This is a genomic window from Priestia koreensis, from assembly GCF_022646885.1.
GTDB lineage: Bacteria > Bacillota > Bacilli > Bacillales > Bacillaceae_H > Bacillus_AG > Bacillus_AG koreensis_A.
In genome coordinates this window covers 2,256,999-2,273,646 of sequence record NZ_CP061868.1, presented here as the reverse complement: position 1 = coordinate 2,273,646, position 16,648 = coordinate 2,256,999, and the positions used below count along the sequence as shown (strand labels likewise).

Here is a 16,648-nt window from a genome sequence, read left to right as displayed (position 1 = left end):
AAAGGTAGAATATTCTAAAACAGACGAAGCTTCTAAAGATATGACAAAACTAGTGTTCTTTCATGGCACATTGAAGCTGGGATGTCGAGAAAAGGTAGGATAGAATAAAGGTTCATGAAGGGGAGGTAATAATGTAGTGGCAAACGGTGTTTATCGGTTTTTTCTCATTTGGTACATATGTGGCTTACTACTAGTAGGCTTTGATATACTGCCGCCTTGGCTAGAATGGGCGAACGCGGTGTTTCTCTATGTAAGTGGTCTGCTTGCGTTTATCTATTTAGCAAAAACATACGGAAAATGGCTAGCGCTCGGGGTATCTGTTTTCGTCATGGCGTCGTCGATTTTTGCAGAAGGTCTTGGCGTTCATTACGGATTAATTTTCGGTCAGTATCATTACGAAAAGGACTTTGGCATTCAAGTATACGGTGTTCCGCTAACCATTGGAACCGCATGGCTCATGGTCGTTGTGACAAGCCGCGTTATTGTCAGACGAATGATGCCACGGGCAGGCTGGTTTTTCTATACAATCATAACGTCTATTTTAGCGGTGATTATGGATTTAATGATTGATCCTGTTGCCTACGTTATCAAAGAATACTGGATATGGAGTGGAACAGGGGGTTATTATGGCATTCCGCTTCAAAACTTTTTCGGCTGGTTTTTCGTCTCAGCCGTGATTCAAACGGTACTATACGCCGTACTAAAAAAACGGTCGTCTGTTCATTCGGAAACGTGGGAAAAGAGAATGGTCGTGCTATATATCTTAATTGTCAGCATGTTCGGCTTCATCTCGTTAATGGAAGGGTTATATATGGCCCTACTAGTCACAGGGATTCCACTTCTCGTGATGATGAGCTTGTATGCGAAAGGAGTGAGACAGATTGATTTATCCGAAAAAGAGTCCATTCTTTGAGCGTCTTTTGACACGCTTTGTCCATCATCAGCTAAAAAAGCATTTTTACCGCGTGCATTATCAAGAGGCTTATTCACCACCTAAAGGTGAAGCGACGCTTTTTATCGTGAATCATTCAAATTGGTGGGATGGCCTTGTTTTATTTTACATAAACGCAGTTCGAATCAAGCACGATAGTTACGCCATGATGTCGGAGGAGGGGATGAAATCCTTCTCCTTTTTTAAAAAAATTGGGGCTTTCTCAGTGAACCCCACGTCTCCAAAGCACGTATTAAAATCGCTTCAATTTGCTAAGCAACTATTGGAGGATGAAAAAAGCGTTTGGATTTTCCCGCAAGGTCAGGAGGAACATCAGGAGAAGCGCCCTCTGACGTTTGCTTCTGGCACATCTTATCTTGTCGATCAAGTACAGTCCGTACGCGTCGTCCCGGTTAGCTTTTATTATACGTATCACCACGACCAGCGCCCTGAGCTCTACGTGCATATGGGAGATCCCATTTCATTTCATCCTGACGCGCCACGCGCTGAATTAACAAGCACAATGGCAAGCAAATTAACAGAACAGCTTGATGAAGTGAAATCGTTCGTCATAGAAGAAAAGAATACGGGATATGAAACGATCGTCTCGGGTTATAAAACCATTAGCGAGTGGTTGACGTGGTGGAAAGGCAGGGGAAGAAAATGATCGTTTATTTACTAATTGCTTGTTTCTTTTTTATTGGAACGGCAGTTAACGTATGGTTGACTCCATCGATGAGACGTGCGCATGCTCCTTCGGATTCACCGCTTGTCTCAGTTTTGATTCCAATGCGTAACGAAGAAAGAAACGTAGATGAGCTGCTGCAATCTGTCCAAGGATTAACCTATCCGAATCTTGAAATCCTTGTTTTAAACGATCAATCGACAGACCGGACGGGTGAGAAGCTTGAAATGCACATGAAAGACGATCAGCGAATTCGCGTGATGAACGGGAAACAGCTTCCAGACGGATGGGTTGGAAAAGTTCATGCCTGTCATCAGCTCTCAAGTGCTGCAAACGGTGAATATCTTCTGTTTATTGATGCAGATGTTCGTCTAAAGTCAGATACGGTTGAAAAAGTTCTTGGGCTTAGTCGAGAGAAAGGAGCAGGACTTGTCACGGGATTTCCTCAATTTCCGGTGCGGACGTTTCTTGAAAAGCTTCTCGTCCCGATGCAGCACTTTGTCGTGTATACGCACTTGCCGATTCTGATCGCAAATAAAACAACGTGGCCAGCCGCTACGGCTGCTCACGGGGCCTTTATGTTTTTTGAAAAAGGTGCTTATGAGAAAATAGGTGGTCATACGAGCGTTCAACATTCGCTCGTGGAGGATGTACATATTGCCCGATCGATGAAGCAAAGAGGAATTCCCGTTTTGCTAGCGAATGTAACTTCACACGTGACGTGTTACATGTACGAAACGAACAAGGAGGTGTGGAGCGGCTTTGCGAAAAATATTTATACGGGTCTTGGCCGCTCTCCTGTCGCTGTAAGCATCGTTGCACTTTTTTATGCGGTGCTTTATATAGGTTCGTTCGGTTTGTTTTTTGTAGGTCTGTTTTGGCATCAGTGGCTGTATGTTCTACCGTTTATCGTGACGCTTCTGCAGCGATTTCTCATTGATCGATCAACGAGGCAACGGCCGTTTCTCTTTTTAACAATGCCTGCTGCAGCCTGTGCGCTGATCGCGATGATGATCTATTCGATGACGATGAGCCTCCAGAAAAAAGGGTATGAATGGAAAGGAAGACGATATCAATGAAACGAGTCGTAATTATCGGGGCAGGACTAGGGGGCCTTGCAGCGGCCGTTCTGCTTCAGAAAAAAGGGTTTTCAGTTACAGTCGTTGAGAAAAATGAGCACCCGGGCGGCAAGATGATGCCTGTTAAGCTCGGAGACTATGAATTTGACTTTGGGCCGAATACGATGACGATGCCAGCGGTTTTTAATCGTGTCATCGAGGAAGCAGGAGAAAGACCAGAGGATTATTTGGAGTGGATTAAGCTCGATCATCACACAAACAACTATTTTAGTGATGGAATGACATTTGCGATGACGACGGATCGACACGAGATGCTGATGCAATTTGCGCAGTTTGACGCAACGGCTGAGCAAATGTACGAAAAGTACCTGGCGGAAATTGAGCGTCTTTATACAATATCCGAGCAGGAGTTTTTCTATCGAACGTTTACCTCTTGGAGAGACTATCTTGATCCGAAGCTATTCCGCGCTTTAACGAGCGTCCGTCCTTTACAGTCGATGGAGACGTTTCATCGCCACTATTTTCAAAATGAACACATCCGCTGGGCGTTTAATCGCTATGCAACGTATATCGGCTCGTCGCCGTACGTATCGCCCGCCACTTTTTCGTTAATTGGTCACTTAGAAATGACGGACGGGGTGTACTATGTGAAAGGTGGAAATACGAAGATTGCCGAATCATTCGCGCGTATTTTTCAAAAGCTTGGCGGGGATTTACGTTTAGGAACAAAGGTGCTGTCAGTGGACGTTCAGCAGAAGCGAGCGAAAACGGTCAACCTAGACAGTGGGGAAGTTCTCTCAGCTGACTTTGTGGTGCTGAACGGTGATCTGCTGTCCGTCTATCCAGAGCTGGTAGCAGAAGAGCATCGCCCGCACTTTTCCAATCAAAAGGTCGACCAATTTGAGCCGTCCATTTCAGCGTATGTGATTTTAGCAGGAACGAAAGCGAGGAACCAGAACCTCATTCATCATCAGGTGTATTTCACGGATGATTATCAAAACGAATTTAGGGAACTATTTGATAAGCGAACATATCCGACAGACCCGACCATCTATGTGTGTAACTCGTCATACACGGACCGTAATCGAGCGCCTGGGGACAATCTGTTTATTTTAGTGAATGCACCGGCTTTAACAGCGGAAAACGAGCAGATAGGAGAAAACTACAAGCATGTTGTTTATGAAAAACTAAAACGATTTGGCATCGATGTGCAAGCAGATCTAGTGGTGGAAAAGGTGATTACCCCAAGCGAAATTAAAAGCCGATTTTCAGCTTATAAAGGAGCGCTTTATGGCGTGAGCTCGAACCGGAAAGTGGATAGCTTTTTACGGCCAAGCAATCAATCAAAGGATATCAAAAACGTGTATTTTACAGGAGGAACCACGCATCCAGGGGGAGGATCTCCGATGGTCACGATCAGTGGGATGAACGTCGCAAAGCTAATTGAAGAATGTGCAAAATAACGGGAAGATCTCTCCATATTTTTCTCGAACTATATTCATTTGACAATTCTTCTTTTTTTTCGTTACTATTAGTAGGTGCTAGTTCCAAGTATAGATTAAGAAAAAAGTGAGTACTTCATCAGTTGGAATAGATAGCAATAATCAAAAGAACGATCATCGTCAGTAATGCAGGCATTATTGATAGACTAATTGTGAAAAGGTGATTACATACTGCATGATTTGGTACATACTATTATTCTTACTCATTTTTCTTATCCGACCGTTTGTGGAAAACGTTACGGTATCACGAACGCTGTCTGAAAGAAAGAAAGTACAGTTTTATCGTGAGCAGTTTTTAGCTTATCTCGTGGTACTTGTAGTATTCATTTTTATTGTGACAAGATTTCACATACCGCTCGTGGAATTAGGCTGGAAAGGTGTTTATTTAGACACTGTAAGAGAATCAAAAGCATTTCCTTCTTTAGTGAAGTTTTTGTTGATGGTTGGATTTGTATTCTTCATCCTTTTATCATTCGGTATTCAGTGGATGAAGGATCACGGGGAGTCGATCTTTGAAAAAGAAGAGCTTCCGAAGTCGGTAGAAGTGACGTTCCCAGATACGTTAAAAGAAAAGCAATGGTGGTTTGCTTTTGTTGGTCTTTCAAGTATTGTAGAAGGCGTTGTTTACGTACCGTACTGCATTTATTTCTTTGTTCATGTTCTACATATTCATAACAGCTGGCTATTATCGTTAGGAACGGCTGTTGTCTACTTTTCATCACAGCTAGCATTTAAGCGAGATCGCTTAAGCATTCAAACGTTTTTAGTGGGTGCCTACTTAGCTGGCGTATACATCGTAACAGAATCTGTCTTAATTCTTGTGTTATTTTTTGCGCTAAGCTTTTTAGTGTACGATGTGTATCAACAAGACCGTGAATTAAAAGCTGCCTCTTAATGAGGCAGCTTTTTTGTGCAAAAAAAAGCGGAATTACAGCTTCTTAACTTGAGGGTTGGTAAGAAGCACGCAATTCCGCTAGGAGTACACCCACAAGAGCAACTCCTAAAGCATGAAAAAGGGTTTTGGGTTTCGACTATTAGACGCTATAGGGATACAAAAAGTTACGCTTTTTTTGAAAAAAAATAATTACGGTTCTTTTGACCTATAAAAGATTTTTAATATTGTAGACAGAGAATTAGTACAGGTCTTTTCAAAAATCATTTCAAAGTCTTTTTTTAAAGACGCTTTTTCCGTTTTTTTAATGCGATGATGAACAGAACCCCAAGTAATCCTACTATTCCTAGTACGACATAAGTAAAGGGGTGAATGACCACAAAATAACTGTCTTGATATTGATAATTTTCGTTTGCAACGTTCATGAAAAATCCTCCCGTTTCCGTTCGTTTTTGATGATCAACTATGTAACTTTCCTTTTACAGAAGAGGTATGGATAGCGTACATACAGGCAAATATTCGCTTCTTTTAAAGCATATTCCTTTGTGAGGATAATCAGCTGCAGCATTCTTATGGGAAAAAATGTGCTTATAGGCGGAAAACGAAATCCGAGTTTATCGTCTGAGAAAGATCAACTCAAAATTCAAAAATATGTTACTAAATTTCAAGAGATCGTTCAGAAGGTAGTCAATGAAGAGTTTATTTAAAGAAGGCATGATTAAGAAAAAAGCCGAATTCCAAAAGAGAATTCGGCTTTTCCGATTAAAGAGGTAAATCACGCTTTGAAAACAGAAGGATAGCTAAAACGTAAAAGATAGCGCCAATTCCACATAGTAGAAGGGAGATCCAAAGGATAGATTCCGTTCCTTTAGCGATAGCGACGGGATCAAAAAGTGAGAACAGCGAGAACGAGCGTAGCCATGATACGTTGTCTGATAGTTTCCCAGCTAAGTCTAGAGCATAGGATAAAATCGTAATGGCCGTTGCGATGCCGATGGCTCTTTTGGCATCATTTGTGACGCACGAAATAAAAAAGCTAAAGGCACTTAGTACAAAAAAGAGAAAAAAGGCAGCGATGTTCATTTTAATAAACGACCATGCGTCAAAAGAGACGTCATCAACTAAGAGGTAGCCGCCAGCAAGTCCTGCTGCTGTCATCGTCCCCATAATCGCCGCTAATCCTGTCACAAGAACAGCTCCTTGTGTACGAATAATGGTGGCACGTGAATGAGGCGTCGCTAATAAATAAGCCATAGATCCTTGGTCGACTAGTTTAACAACAAGCTGCATCGCGGTCGTTAAAGAAAATACAGCTAAAATGACGATCATCAGCACACCGTAGTAGTCAGCTGCAATAAAGTCGCTGAGGGTTGAAAATCCTCCTTCTAAGCCAAACGCTTTTAAAAAGCCTGAGGGCATTTGCTTCAAAAGTTCATCCATGCTTTTAGTGCTCGCAATTGATGGATACAAAGCAATTACTAGCAACAGATAAAAGCTGGAACCAAGTGAAAAACTTGCAAACGAACGACTATTTCGCTTCAGCATTTGTTTATAGAGTGCTATATTCATGGTTTTGACCTCCAGCTTCGTAATAGTTAATAAATAAATCCTCTAACTTTTCATGGTACGTTTCCATGTGTAGCACTTGTACACGTGAAAGCTCTTGAAAAATAGTAGAATAGTTATCTTCTATTCGGATCGTCACCACACCATTTTTACACTCTTCAATAACAAGAGGAGAATGCTTAAGTTTTTCGACATCTACTTCGTCTTTTACCGTAACCTTTACAAATTGTTTTTTCTCTAGGGCGTCCACAGGAGAAGAAACGATAATACGGCCATCTTTAATAATAGCGAGCTGATCACATACTCGATCAATCTCAGAAAAGATATGGGAGGACATTAAAATCGCTGCGCCTCGTTGTTTATGTTCAAGAACAAGGTCCATAAATATGTTTTGCATGAGCGGATCAAGTCCAGAAGTTGGCTCGTCGAGTAAAAGAACGTTTGGACGATGCATAAACGCGGCAATAATTCCTACTTTCTGTTTCATTCCTTTTGACATTTTACGAATAGGCGTTTTGACATCAAATTGAAAGCGGTGAATTAATTCATTACGATAATCATCATTATGAGTTCCACGCATGTTCCTCATGAGGTTCAAAAAGTCGAGTCCATTCATACCATCAAAAAAAGAAATTTCTCCAGGAAGATATCCGACCATTTTTTGCACGTCTGCTGCCTGCTTAAAGCAGTCAAGTCCTTGAATCGTAGCGGTTCCTTCATCTGATTTCATAAATCCCATTAAATGACGAATCGTCGTTGATTTCCCCGCGCCGTTTGGTCCAATAAAGCCCATCACTTCGCCCTTTTCTACGGATAAATCAACATTGTGAATTCCTTTTCCATTTTGAAACTTCTTCGTTAAATTTGAGATGCTAATCATCTTTTTTCTCCTTCACAGGAAGTTTTGAAATGTTTTTATTGTTTAAATTCAAAATTATTGTATGTTATTTATTGGAATAAGACAATAGGTTTTGAAATGAAAGGAGTAAAAAAGTTCATTTTTTGTTATACTGAAGGTGGTGATGCATAATGGATGGCTTTAAAAAACGAACAGAACAAAAAAAACAAGCAATTTTGACAAGCGCTTTTACGCTATTTTTTCAAAATGGGGTAAAAGGGGTAAACATATCACAAATTGCAAAACAAGCAGGTGTCTCTCAAGTAACGATCTACAATTACTTTGAAAGTAAAGAAAATCTGCTGTTAGAAGTCATAAAAGGATATGCCATGCAGAAGCATGAAACATACGAAAAATTAGTGACGAGTGACATGCCGTTTAAACAAAAAGTAGAAAAATTAATGAATGACAAACTGCTTGAAGCAAATGAGATGAATCCACTTTTTTTACAAGAGATACTAGACTTAGACCCTAGGCTAACGCACTTCTTCGAAACATTTTATCAGCACTATTCCCTCCCACTTATGATGAAGCTTTTAGAAGATGGAAAAAACAGTGGTGATCTAAACGCAGATTTTTCCTTAAATAGCTTACTCGTGTATTTAGATATGTTTCAGTCGTACTTCCAAACACCTGAAAAAGCCGCTCTACTAAAAGACGAGCAGATGAGAATTGATGTGATGAACCTCTTCTTCTATGGACTGATGAAATCATGACGTTCTAGTCATCGAAGTAAGTCTTAAGAAAAAACGTTCATAATTTGCTTTTCCGCACAAAACATACTTGACAGCTTGGAAAAGTGTGAATAATATAGAAGGATAGTCCGTTATTTTCTGATAAGTTTGTCAATGACGATTAGAAAAAAGGCTCATACTCGTAAGCTGAAAGAGTGTGGGCCTTTTGTGCAACAGGAGGGAGCTTTTTACATGAAATACAGCTATGTTTCTCATCTTTATTGTCCAAAATGTCAATCAACGTATGATCATACGGAGCAAAATCAATTATGTACATGTGGCTCACCGCTTTTGGTGGCTTATGATATGGACGGGTTAAAAGCGTTTTGGCAACGTGAGAGCTTGCTAGATCGCGAGAATACGCTATGGCGTTATCATGAATTATTGCCGGTCGCATCAGCTGATAATGTTGTGACGCTAGGAGAGGGAATGACCCCGCTATTGCCTGTTTCAAATACGGGTAAACGACTTGGAATTTCAAATTTATATGTAAAAGATGAAGGGTTAATTCCGACAGGTTCCTTTAAAGCACGTGGAGCAGCTGTTGGCGTATCAAAAGCAAAAGAAGTAGGCGTAAAAGAATTAGCGATGCCGACAAATGGAAATGCAGGAGCAGCTTGGTCCTTGTATTCTTCCCGTGCTGGCATCACGTCACATATCGTGATGCCAGTTGATGCACCGAAAATTACGCGTAACGAATGTGCCATTTCAGGTGCTAATCTATCGCTTGTAGACGGTTTGATCAGCGATGCTGGGAAGATCGTCGGCAAGATGGTAAAGGAAAAAGGAATTTTTGATGCTTCTACACTGAAGGAGCCTTATCGCATTGAAGGGAAAAAGACGATGGGCATTGAAATCGCCGAGCAGCTTGGTTGGAATGTTCCAGACGTTATTTTGTACCCAACAGGCGGAGGCGTCGGAATTATCGGTATCTATAAAGCATTAAAAGAACTTCAAGAATTAGGCTGGATTTCACCAGACAAATTCCCACGCCTAGTAGCAGTGCAGTCAGATGGCTGTGCACCAATCGTAAAAGCGTGGAAAGAAGGGAAAAAAGATTCAGAATTCTGGCAGAACTCTGAAACGATCGCTTTCGGTATTAATGTACCAAAAGCACTCGGCGACTTCCTTGTATTAGAAGCGCTGTACGAGTCAGACGGATGCGGAATTGAAATTACGGATGCTGAACTCTTGCATGAACAAGAGCTTCTTGCGAATGAAGAAGGATTGTTCGTTTGTCCAGAGGGAGCTGCTACGGTTGCCGCGGCGAAAAAGCTTCGTGAATCCGGCTGGATTAAAGAAAACGAGACGGTTGTATGCTTAAATACGGGAGCGGGAATTAAGTATCCAGATACGGTCCAAATTAACGTGCCTATTTTACAACCGATTGAATAATATAAAAATAGCAGTCTATTAGAATCTTTTTCTAATAGGCTCCTATTTCATCACAAAACCTAGTAAGTTCATCAGTATTATAAGTTATTCTGAAAAACTATTTCACAAAAGGGGTTTGACATCATGCATCTTTATTGGTTCTTGCCAACAGCAGGCGAAACACGTTATTTAGGAACAGAAAAAGGAAAACGAGAAGTTACATATGATTATTTAAAGCAGGTCGCACAGGCGGTCGATACGGTTGGGTTTGAAGGAGCACTCCTTCCGACGGGTCATAACTGTGAAGATGCTTGGGTTGTGGCATCGTCCTTGTTACCGTTTACGAAACAAATGAATTTCCTCGTTGCGCTTCGACCTGGCTTTATGTCTCCGTCAATTGCCGCGAGAATGGCTGCGACATTTGATCGATTATCAGGTGGTCGGTTAAATCTAAACGTGGTGTCTGGAGGAAATCCAGTGGAGCTTGCAGCGGACGGTCTTCATCTCGAGCACGATGAGCGCTATGAGCTTGCCGATGAGTATTTGGATATTTGGAAACGAGAGCTTCAAGGAGAGCGCGTCGATTTTGACGGGAAGCATCATCACATTAAAGGTGGTCACGTTCGTTTAAATGCGGTTCAGAAGCCATATCCACCGCTATTTTTAGGGGGATTCTCACCGGCCGCACAAGATTTAGCAGCAAAGCACGTTGACGTGTATCTTGTATGGGGAGAGAAGCCTGAGGATGTGAAAAAGCGTATTGATGCAGTAAGAGAAAAAGCTGCTGCCCTCGGTCGAACGGTGCAATTTGGTATTCGTCTTCACGTAGTCGTACGTGAAACAGAGGACGAAGCGTGGAAAGCAGCAGGGGAGCTCATTCAATATGTGGATGACGACGTGATTGCAGCGCAACGTAAAAAGATGGCGGAATTCGATTCTCATGCACAGCAGCACATGACAAAAATTAGTGCGGGTCAGGACAATATCCGTGATTTAGAAATTAGTCCTAACTTATGGGCTGGAATTGGTCTTGCGCGTGAGGGAGCATCGACGGCTTTAGTAGGAGATCCAGATACGGTGTATGCGCGTCTAAAAGAATACGAAGACCTTGGGATTGATTACTTCATTTTATCAGGGTATCCACATCTTGAGGAAGCATATCGTGTAGGAGAATTACTGTTTCCAAAAATAAAAAAAGAGCTTCAAGGTCAGCATATATAAAAAACGTGGGGTGGAAAAATGAAAAAAACGTGGGCTTCACTGATCATTTTATTAATTAGCGTATTTGTTATTACAGGGTGCTCGTCGTCAACATCTGGCGGCAAACAGACAACGATTCAATTTGTGCACTGGCGCGGGGAAGATACGGCCGCATTTAAAGGAATTATCTCGAAGTTTGAAAAAGAGAATCCATCTATTAAAGTGGATATGAAAGTGTATCCGTCTGATTCATATCAAGCACAGGTACAGGCAACGCTTTTATCTGGAAAAGGAGCGGACGTGTTCGCTAGCTTCCCAGGCAGCCAATTTGCTACGCTTCAAAAAGCAGGCGTTTATGAGGATTTAACAGGAAAATCATTTGTGAAATCGTTTAAGGATGATCTACTTGCAGCAGGTCAGGCAGATAACAAACAGTTAGCTCTTCCATATCAGCTCGTATACAACATTCCAGTTTACAACAAGGGGATTTTTGAAAAAGAAGGAATTGACGTACCAAAAGATTGGGATTCGTTCTTAGCGGCATGTGAAAAACTGAAAAAAGCGGGTTACATCCCAATTGCCTTCTCAGGAGACATCAGCCCAAGTCAATTTATTAACCCAATGATGATGAACAATCAGCCAGATGAGAAAGTATTTGAAAAGCTTGAAAAAGGCGAGGAAAGCTTAACAAACGAGTGGTACGTGAAAACGCTTAGCCAAATTAAAGAACTGCAGGATAAAGGCTATTTCCAAAAAGATCCGTTAGGGACGAAGAAAGACGGAGCAGCTGTTTTATTCGCACAGGAAAAGGCTGCAATGCTTGCACACGGTTCGTACATGATGGCTACCGTTGCACAGCAAAACCCAACGATCAAGCAAGGTCTATTAGCACCGATTACCGTTTCAGAAGATCAAAAAGTATATGACGGTATTCACACTGCGACGTTCATGCTTGGTGTAAACGCGAAATCAGCTCATAAAAAAGCAGCTGAAAAGTTCTTGTCGTATCTAACAGAGTCTAAGGTAGCAAGTGAATATGCCAATAAAACAGGCCAGCTTCTTACACTGAAAGATGTAAGCTATGACTCGAAGGAACTAGAAGAAAGTGCAAAATGGTTAGATAAGAAAACGCGTTTCCAACCGCGCTTTACGATTACAAAAGAGCCAATTAGTAAAGCGATTGAAGTCTCCGTTCAGGACGTGATTTCTGGTATGTCGCCAGAGAAAGCAGCTGAAAAAGCACAGGAGGAAGTTAAGCGTGCCCTCCAATAATATTGAAATAAACAAGCAGGCGAGCCCACAAGCTCGCTTGTCTACGTCAAATAAGATCGAGAAAAACAGGGCGTTTATTCCGTTTATCCTCCCTGGTTTTCTTATTTATGCGATCTTCTTTGTGCTCCCAACCATTGCGGCACTGGCTCTTAGCTTTACGAACTGGGACGGTATTTCAAGTACGTATCAGTTTGTCGGGATCGACAATTATCAGCGTCTGTTCACGGATGATCCTATTTTTAAAACGTCCATTTTCAACAATTTAAAATTTATGATTACGGTATTAATCGTTCAAACATGCGTCAGCTTGTTTTTTGCGATTATGCTTATGAAAAACAGCAAGATGAACATCGTGTATCGAACGATTTTCTTTTTGCCAACGATTCTTGCGTCTGTGTCGATTGCGTTCATTTGGATTTTTATGTATGACCCTAATATGGGGGCGCTGAACCAAACGCTACAATCGATTGGTCTTGAATCACTTGCGCAGTCATGGCTTGGGGACCGGAAAGTTGCGATCTTTAGTATCGCATTCGTCCAAGTATGGGCCCATATTGGTCAAATGACGATTATCTTTGTCGCAGGTCTTCATTCATTGCCAAAAGAAGTACTAGAAGCAGCAGAGGTAGACGGCGCTTCTAGATGGCAAAGATTTCGTCACGTAACGCTTCCACTTCTTGCGCCGTCGCTTATCATTGTGACGGTGTATACGATGATTCAAAGCTTTAAGGCGTTTGACTTAATTATTGCGATGACGGACGGTGGTCCTTCGCATGGAACGGAAATTTTATCAACGCTCGTTTATCACGAAGCGTTTGGAAACTTCCACTTCGGATACGCTTCGGCGATTGCGGTTGTCTTCATGATTATTATCGCGCTTTTAACCGTTCTTCAGTTTAAACTTATTAATCAAAGCAGCGGTGCGGAATAGAGAGGAGGTTTCAGGAGATGAAAGTAACCAAACAGCTTATTTTACTCTTATATGCGCTTTTAATCCTCATTCCTGTGAGCCTGGTCTTTTTAGCATCGTTTAAAACGACGCCAGAGCTGTATCAGCACGTGTTTTCGCTTCCGAAGGCATGGAGTTTAGATAATTACCGAGAACTATTTGTGAATGAGGCGATGACGCGCTACTTTTTTAACAGTTTATTTGTAACGGTTGTAACGATTGTTGTTCTGCTGTTTTTCAGCAGCTTGATTTCGTTTTCGGTCATTCGTTTATCGAAAAAAGTGAGCTGGATCGTCTTTACGTTCTTTATTTTAGGAATGATGGTTCCAGCACAGGTAAACATGATTCCGGTATACATCTTATTAGATAAATTAGGACTTCTTGATACGTTTCAAGGACTTATTTTAGTCACGATTGCCTTTCTACTTCCGACAGCCGTGTTTATCTTAACAGGCTTCATGCGCACCGTGCCTAAAACGATTATTGAAGCAGCACGTATTGATGGAGCGAGCGAATGGCTGATTTATCGAAAGATGGTGCTGCCATTATCACTACCTGGACTAGCATCTGTCGGCATCTTTTGCTCGGTAATGGTGTGGAACGACCTATTATATCCACTCCTTTTATTAAAATCAGACGATGTCAAGACGTTACCTGTCGCACTTCTTGATTTCCGAGGCGAATATGTCACCAACTACCCAATTATCTTTACAGGGGTCGTCGTTGCGTCGATTCCAATGATTCTCGTATTCTTGTTCCTACAAAAATATTTGGTTAAAGGAATGACAACGGGTTCTGTGAAGGGGTAAAAAAAATCCGATCATGTTTCAAACATGGTCGGATTTTTTTATTAACAAGTTTTCTTGTATATAACCCCAAGTACAGTAATCAAGCAGATCAACAATAGGTAAGGAACAGCGGTCGCAACCAGACTCGCTTGTAAAGGCGCCGACCATTCAGGATGAGAAATAAAGGCTTGATAAGAACGATACAGATGAATGATCATGCTCAGTGTCAAAATTGTAATAAGAGCAATGACAACGCGTGAAATCGGTGTAGTCATGGCTAAAACCTCCCGTGCATGCATTTACGTTTAGTATAACTTTGTATAAGAAGGATGTAAAATATTACCTTTCTAAATATCGAAGCTGTGTATACAAGAAAAAAAGATCTTTCCATTTTCCGTCCTGTAGTAAAGCCATATCTTCATCTGTCGGTTCGATTTCTTTGATCGGAACGAAGGGAACGTTTGTAAATGAATAGGCCCACGTTCGAAGCAGTTCTTCAAACTTTTTCGTAATGCGCGTATGATTTAGCTCACGTAGAGAACGGTACTGACGAGCAATGCTATTCATTTGCACGATGGACAGCCGTGGTTTTCGGAATTCAAGCAGGGCAAGAAGGATTGTAATATCCCCATGCTTTTCATAAAAATAAAGCAAATTGCGAATGGATTCCTCAATTTTATCCTCGCCAATTGGATGTTCTTGGTGATAAGCGATGGTGAGCGCATCACCAAAGAATTGTGCGTTTTGTTTATAAAAACGATAGCCAAGCTCTCTGTCCTCCCAGCCGTAGCCTAAAAATTTCTCATCAAAATCGCCAACCGTTTTGAGGAAGTCTTTTCGCATTGAGATATTCCCAGAAAAAAAGGCGAGCCACGTCATATGCAGCCCTTGCAAGGAGGGACCGAACGGCTTAATAATTTCTTTTTCGAAATAAGGTTGTTCAACCATAAGCCGCTTCCATTTTTTATGTTGAATATCATCATAAGTTAAAAGCTGGAGCGGTTCTTTTCGCCGGGAAAACCATGGATGATCTCCGAGGTGATGTTTAATCGGCTTTAACTGTCTAGAAGAAAGCCCAGGTAGCGCGTATGTATAAAGGGTACGCGTATAAAGTGCTCCCGTCACAAGACGATTTAAATGGTTTCGGTGATGTTTGGCGTGCTGTTGAATAAAATCAGACATGACGACCATTTCGCTATCTAAAAAGATTAAAACGTCGCCTTTTGCTTTTTGAATGCCGACATTACGAGCCTGTGAACGTCCTTTGTTTTCCGTATGGCGAATGTACGTAAAGGGATAATCGGGCTTGTAGCGCGCGCAGTATGCAAATGTTCCGTCGGTAGATCCATCGTCTACTAAAATCACTTCAAATGGCTGATACGTTTGATGCTCAAACGCTTCAAGTGTTAAACGAAGCAACGGATCTTTATTATAAGAAGGAATGATCACGCTAACAAAAAGGGAATGATTCATCGGATTTTTGCTCCTTTTTTTAGAAAATATAAAATATTTTGTATTCTATTCCTATAATTATGCTAAAATACAAGAATAATTTTCTAAAACATGGAAGGTGATTGTATGACTCCAACATTACATACTGAACGACTAACGTTACGTCCGTTGCGTGAAGAAGATGCTCCTTTTGTGGAAAAACTTGCTTCAGACCGCCTCATTGCGGACACAACGCTCCTTATTCCACATCCGTATCCTGAGGGTGAGGCAAGAAATTGGATTATAAGAAGCAAGAAAAAAGCGGAGCAACAGGAAGCGTATACGTTTGCGATTACGGATAAACAAACAGAAGAGATCATTGGAACGTATACCCTTAAGCTTGAACTGCTTCATCAAAAAGCAGAGCTTGGCTATTGGATTGGGGTACCGTTTTGGGGAAAGGGCTATATGACGGAAGTAACCAAGCGAATGATTCAATATGGATTTGACGAACTAGGTCTAAATAAAATTCACGCATCAGCTCTGGCGCGTAATCCAGCGTCTACGAACATTATGAAAAAATGTGGTATGAGATACGAGGGTACGTTTAAACACCATATATTTAAATGGGGGAAACCAGAAGACTCCGAGTTTTATGCAATATTGAAAGAAGAATATGAGGAAATAATCAAGAAGCAGCCAATTACACCGTAACGGTATCTGTAAAAACGAATCGCGAGAGGAAGATGCCTCTCGCTTCTTTTATTTTTATAATAATAGGAACATTTGTTCTTATTTGTGTTATAATAAGGAGAGAGGGGGATGGAGATGAAAAAGCACGTGTTGACAAGGCTATCGAAGCTTGCAGAGTGGGGAGAAGAATGGAAGAGTTTATCAACTGATGAGTGGCAGGAAGCACTAGCAGTTGGTAAGTGGTGTCCGAGAGATGTTGTCGCTCATTTAAAAGGATGGGATGACTATTTTTTAGAGGTGGTCTTGCCAAAAATACAGGCAGGCGATACTATTGAGTTTCCGGACTTTCACTTCTACAATGAACGGTCGGTTCAATACGGTAAGGAAATGAACGATCAGCTATTTCTTTTAAACGAATTGATTGATACGCGCATTGAGCTGCTGAATGAGGTTATTTTGTGGGAAGAGGAAAAGATGGTGAGCCCTATTGTAGTAAATGGTCTTTCTCATTGTCCTCATACTCATGAACCTTACTCATTGATGCTTTTACTTACGGAAATTGTCCACCACGATATGCATCACTATGAGCAAATTCAGCGATCTGTGACCCGGGTATAATAAGTAATTTCAGCAGTGGACGTACATACTAGCAAA

General features: G+C 41.4%; 18 protein-coding genes. 13 read left to right on the top strand and 5 right to left on the bottom strand.

What is annotated here, in order from left to right:
• Positions 1 to 136: 136 nt before the first annotated feature.
• From IE339_RS11565 to IE339_RS11545, 5 genes are all read left to right on the top strand, one after another.
• Complete coding sequence (locus IE339_RS11565) at positions 137 to 913, top strand: carotenoid biosynthesis protein (protein ID WP_242176051.1); 777 nt, start codon at positions 137 to 139, stop codon at positions 911 to 913.
• The gene (locus IE339_RS11560) at positions 882 to 1,598 is read left to right on the top strand and encodes a lysophospholipid acyltransferase family protein (protein ID WP_242176050.1); all 717 of its coding nucleotides are present in this window, start codon (positions 882 to 884) and stop codon (positions 1,596 to 1,598) included. Before IE339_RS11565 ends, IE339_RS11560 begins: the two co-directional genes overlap by 32 nt.
• A complete protein-coding gene (locus IE339_RS11555; protein ID WP_242176049.1) occupies positions 1,595 to 2,695 on the top strand; it encodes a glycosyltransferase family 2 protein in 1,101 nt (366 codons plus the stop codon). The genes IE339_RS11560 and IE339_RS11555 overlap by 4 nt, the downstream gene beginning before the upstream one ends.
• Complete coding sequence (locus IE339_RS11550) at positions 2,692 to 4,158, top strand: phytoene desaturase family protein (protein ID WP_242176048.1); 1,467 nt, start codon at positions 2,692 to 2,694, stop codon at positions 4,156 to 4,158. Before IE339_RS11555 ends, IE339_RS11550 begins: the two co-directional genes overlap by 4 nt.
• A 214-nt stretch (positions 4,159 to 4,372) precedes the next feature.
• Positions 4,373 to 5,092, top strand: a complete 720-nt coding sequence (locus IE339_RS11545) for a hypothetical protein (protein WP_242176047.1) — start codon at positions 4,373 to 4,375, stop codon at positions 5,090 to 5,092.
• A gap of 278 nt (positions 5,093 to 5,370) precedes the next feature.
• Here the strand turns inward: IE339_RS11545 and IE339_RS11540 are convergent, their stop codons facing one another.
• From IE339_RS11540 to IE339_RS11530, 3 genes are all read right to left on the bottom strand, one after another.
• The gene (locus tag IE339_RS11540) at positions 5,371 to 5,514 is read right to left on the bottom strand and encodes an LPXTG cell wall anchor domain-containing protein (protein WP_242176046.1); all 144 of its coding nucleotides are present in this window, start codon (positions 5,512 to 5,514) and stop codon (positions 5,371 to 5,373) included.
• A gap of 337 nt (positions 5,515 to 5,851) precedes the next feature.
• On the bottom strand, positions 5,852 to 6,658 hold the full coding sequence (locus IE339_RS11535) for an ABC transporter permease subunit (RefSeq protein WP_242176044.1): 807 nt from the start codon (positions 6,656 to 6,658) through the stop codon (positions 5,852 to 5,854).
• Positions 6,639 to 7,535, bottom strand: coding sequence for an ABC transporter ATP-binding protein (locus IE339_RS11530; RefSeq protein ID WP_242176043.1), 897 nt, complete (start codon positions 7,533 to 7,535; stop codon positions 6,639 to 6,641). Before IE339_RS11530 ends, IE339_RS11535 begins: the two co-directional genes overlap by 20 nt.
• 149 nt (positions 7,536 to 7,684) lie before the next feature.
• Between IE339_RS11530 and IE339_RS11525 the strand changes: the two genes are divergently transcribed.
• From IE339_RS11525 to IE339_RS11500, 6 genes are all read left to right on the top strand, one after another.
• Positions 7,685 to 8,269 (top strand): TetR/AcrR family transcriptional regulator, encoded by a 585-nt coding sequence (locus IE339_RS11525; RefSeq protein WP_242176042.1) that lies wholly within the window; start codon positions 7,685 to 7,687, stop codon positions 8,267 to 8,269.
• A 210-nt stretch (positions 8,270 to 8,479) separates the two neighbouring features.
• The gene (locus IE339_RS11520) at positions 8,480 to 9,682 is read left to right on the top strand and encodes a threonine synthase (RefSeq protein ID WP_242176041.1); all 1,203 of its coding nucleotides are present in this window, start codon (positions 8,480 to 8,482) and stop codon (positions 9,680 to 9,682) included.
• Positions 9,683 to 9,805: 123 nt separating this feature from the next.
• Complete coding sequence (gene ssuD / locus IE339_RS11515; RefSeq protein WP_242176040.1) at positions 9,806 to 10,882, top strand: FMNH2-dependent alkanesulfonate monooxygenase; 1,077 nt, start codon at positions 9,806 to 9,808, stop codon at positions 10,880 to 10,882.
• A gap of 18 nt (positions 10,883 to 10,900) precedes the next feature.
• Positions 10,901 to 12,133, top strand: coding sequence for an ABC transporter substrate-binding protein (locus IE339_RS11510; RefSeq protein ID WP_242176039.1), 1,233 nt, complete (start codon positions 10,901 to 10,903; stop codon positions 12,131 to 12,133).
• Positions 12,120 to 13,064 (top strand): carbohydrate ABC transporter permease, encoded by a 945-nt coding sequence (locus tag IE339_RS11505; RefSeq protein ID WP_431522783.1) that lies wholly within the window; start codon positions 12,120 to 12,122, stop codon positions 13,062 to 13,064. Before IE339_RS11510 ends, IE339_RS11505 begins: the two co-directional genes overlap by 14 nt.
• 17 nt (positions 13,065 to 13,081) lie before the next feature.
• Complete coding sequence (locus tag IE339_RS11500; protein WP_242176038.1) at positions 13,082 to 13,891, top strand: carbohydrate ABC transporter permease; 810 nt, start codon at positions 13,082 to 13,084, stop codon at positions 13,889 to 13,891.
• A 41-nt stretch (positions 13,892 to 13,932) separates the two neighbouring features.
• Here the strand turns inward: IE339_RS11500 and IE339_RS11495 are convergent, their stop codons facing one another.
• Complete coding sequence (locus IE339_RS11495) at positions 13,933 to 14,145, bottom strand: hypothetical protein (protein ID WP_242176036.1); 213 nt, start codon at positions 14,143 to 14,145, stop codon at positions 13,933 to 13,935.
• Positions 14,146 to 14,209: 64 nt separating this feature from the next.
• A complete protein-coding gene (locus IE339_RS11490) occupies positions 14,210 to 15,343 on the bottom strand; it encodes a glycosyltransferase family 2 protein (protein WP_242176035.1) in 1,134 nt (377 codons plus the stop codon).
• A 105-nt stretch (positions 15,344 to 15,448) separates the two neighbouring features.
• Here IE339_RS11490 and IE339_RS11485 point away from each other — a divergent pair, with 105 nt between their 5' ends.
• Together IE339_RS11485 and IE339_RS11480 are read left to right on the top strand one after the other, a co-directional pair.
• The gene (locus IE339_RS11485) at positions 15,449 to 16,015 is read left to right on the top strand and encodes a GNAT family N-acetyltransferase (protein WP_242176034.1); all 567 of its coding nucleotides are present in this window, start codon (positions 15,449 to 15,451) and stop codon (positions 16,013 to 16,015) included.
• A 114-nt stretch (positions 16,016 to 16,129) separates the two neighbouring features.
• Positions 16,130 to 16,612: a DinB family protein gene (locus IE339_RS11480; protein WP_242176033.1), complete on the top strand. Its 483-nt coding sequence runs from the start codon at positions 16,130 to 16,132 to the stop codon at positions 16,610 to 16,612.
• The last annotated feature ends 36 nt before the right edge of the window (positions 16,613 to 16,648 follow it).

Coding starts and splice junctions, on each gene's coding strand:
- IE339_RS11555 (WP_242176049.1), top strand. CDS start 1,595: ATGATCGTTTATTTACTAATTGCTTGTTTCTTTTTTATTGGAACGGCA.
- IE339_RS11550 (WP_242176048.1), top strand. CDS start 2,692: ATGAAACGAGTCGTAATTATCGGGGCAGGACTAGGGGGCCTTGCAGCG.
- IE339_RS11545 (WP_242176047.1), top strand. CDS start 4,373: ATGATTTGGTACATACTATTATTCTTACTCATTTTTCTTATCCGACCG.
- IE339_RS11540 (WP_242176046.1), bottom strand. CDS start 5,514: ATGAACGTTGCAAACGAAAATTATCAATATCAAGACAGTTATTTTGTG.
- IE339_RS11535 (WP_242176044.1), bottom strand. CDS start 6,658: ATGAATATAGCACTCTATAAACAAATGCTGAAGCGAAATAGTCGTTCG.
- IE339_RS11530 (WP_242176043.1), bottom strand. CDS start 7,535: ATGATTAGCATCTCAAATTTAACGAAGAAGTTTCAAAATGGAAAAGGA.
- IE339_RS11525 (WP_242176042.1), top strand. CDS start 7,685: ATGGATGGCTTTAAAAAACGAACAGAACAAAAAAAACAAGCAATTTTG.
- IE339_RS11520 (WP_242176041.1), top strand. CDS start 8,480: ATGAAATACAGCTATGTTTCTCATCTTTATTGTCCAAAATGTCAATCA.
- ssuD (WP_242176040.1), top strand. CDS start 9,806: ATGCATCTTTATTGGTTCTTGCCAACAGCAGGCGAAACACGTTATTTA.
- IE339_RS11510 (WP_242176039.1), top strand. CDS start 10,901: ATGAAAAAAACGTGGGCTTCACTGATCATTTTATTAATTAGCGTATTT.
- IE339_RS11500 (WP_242176038.1), top strand. CDS start 13,082: ATGAAAGTAACCAAACAGCTTATTTTACTCTTATATGCGCTTTTAATC.
- IE339_RS11495 (WP_242176036.1), bottom strand. CDS start 14,145: ATGACTACACCGATTTCACGCGTTGTCATTGCTCTTATTACAATTTTG.
- IE339_RS11490 (WP_242176035.1), bottom strand. CDS start 15,343: ATGAATCATTCCCTTTTTGTTAGCGTGATCATTCCTTCTTATAATAAA.
- IE339_RS11485 (WP_242176034.1), top strand. CDS start 15,449: ATGACTCCAACATTACATACTGAACGACTAACGTTACGTCCGTTGCGT.
- IE339_RS11480 (WP_242176033.1), top strand. CDS start 16,130: ATGAAAAAGCACGTGTTGACAAGGCTATCGAAGCTTGCAGAGTGGGGA.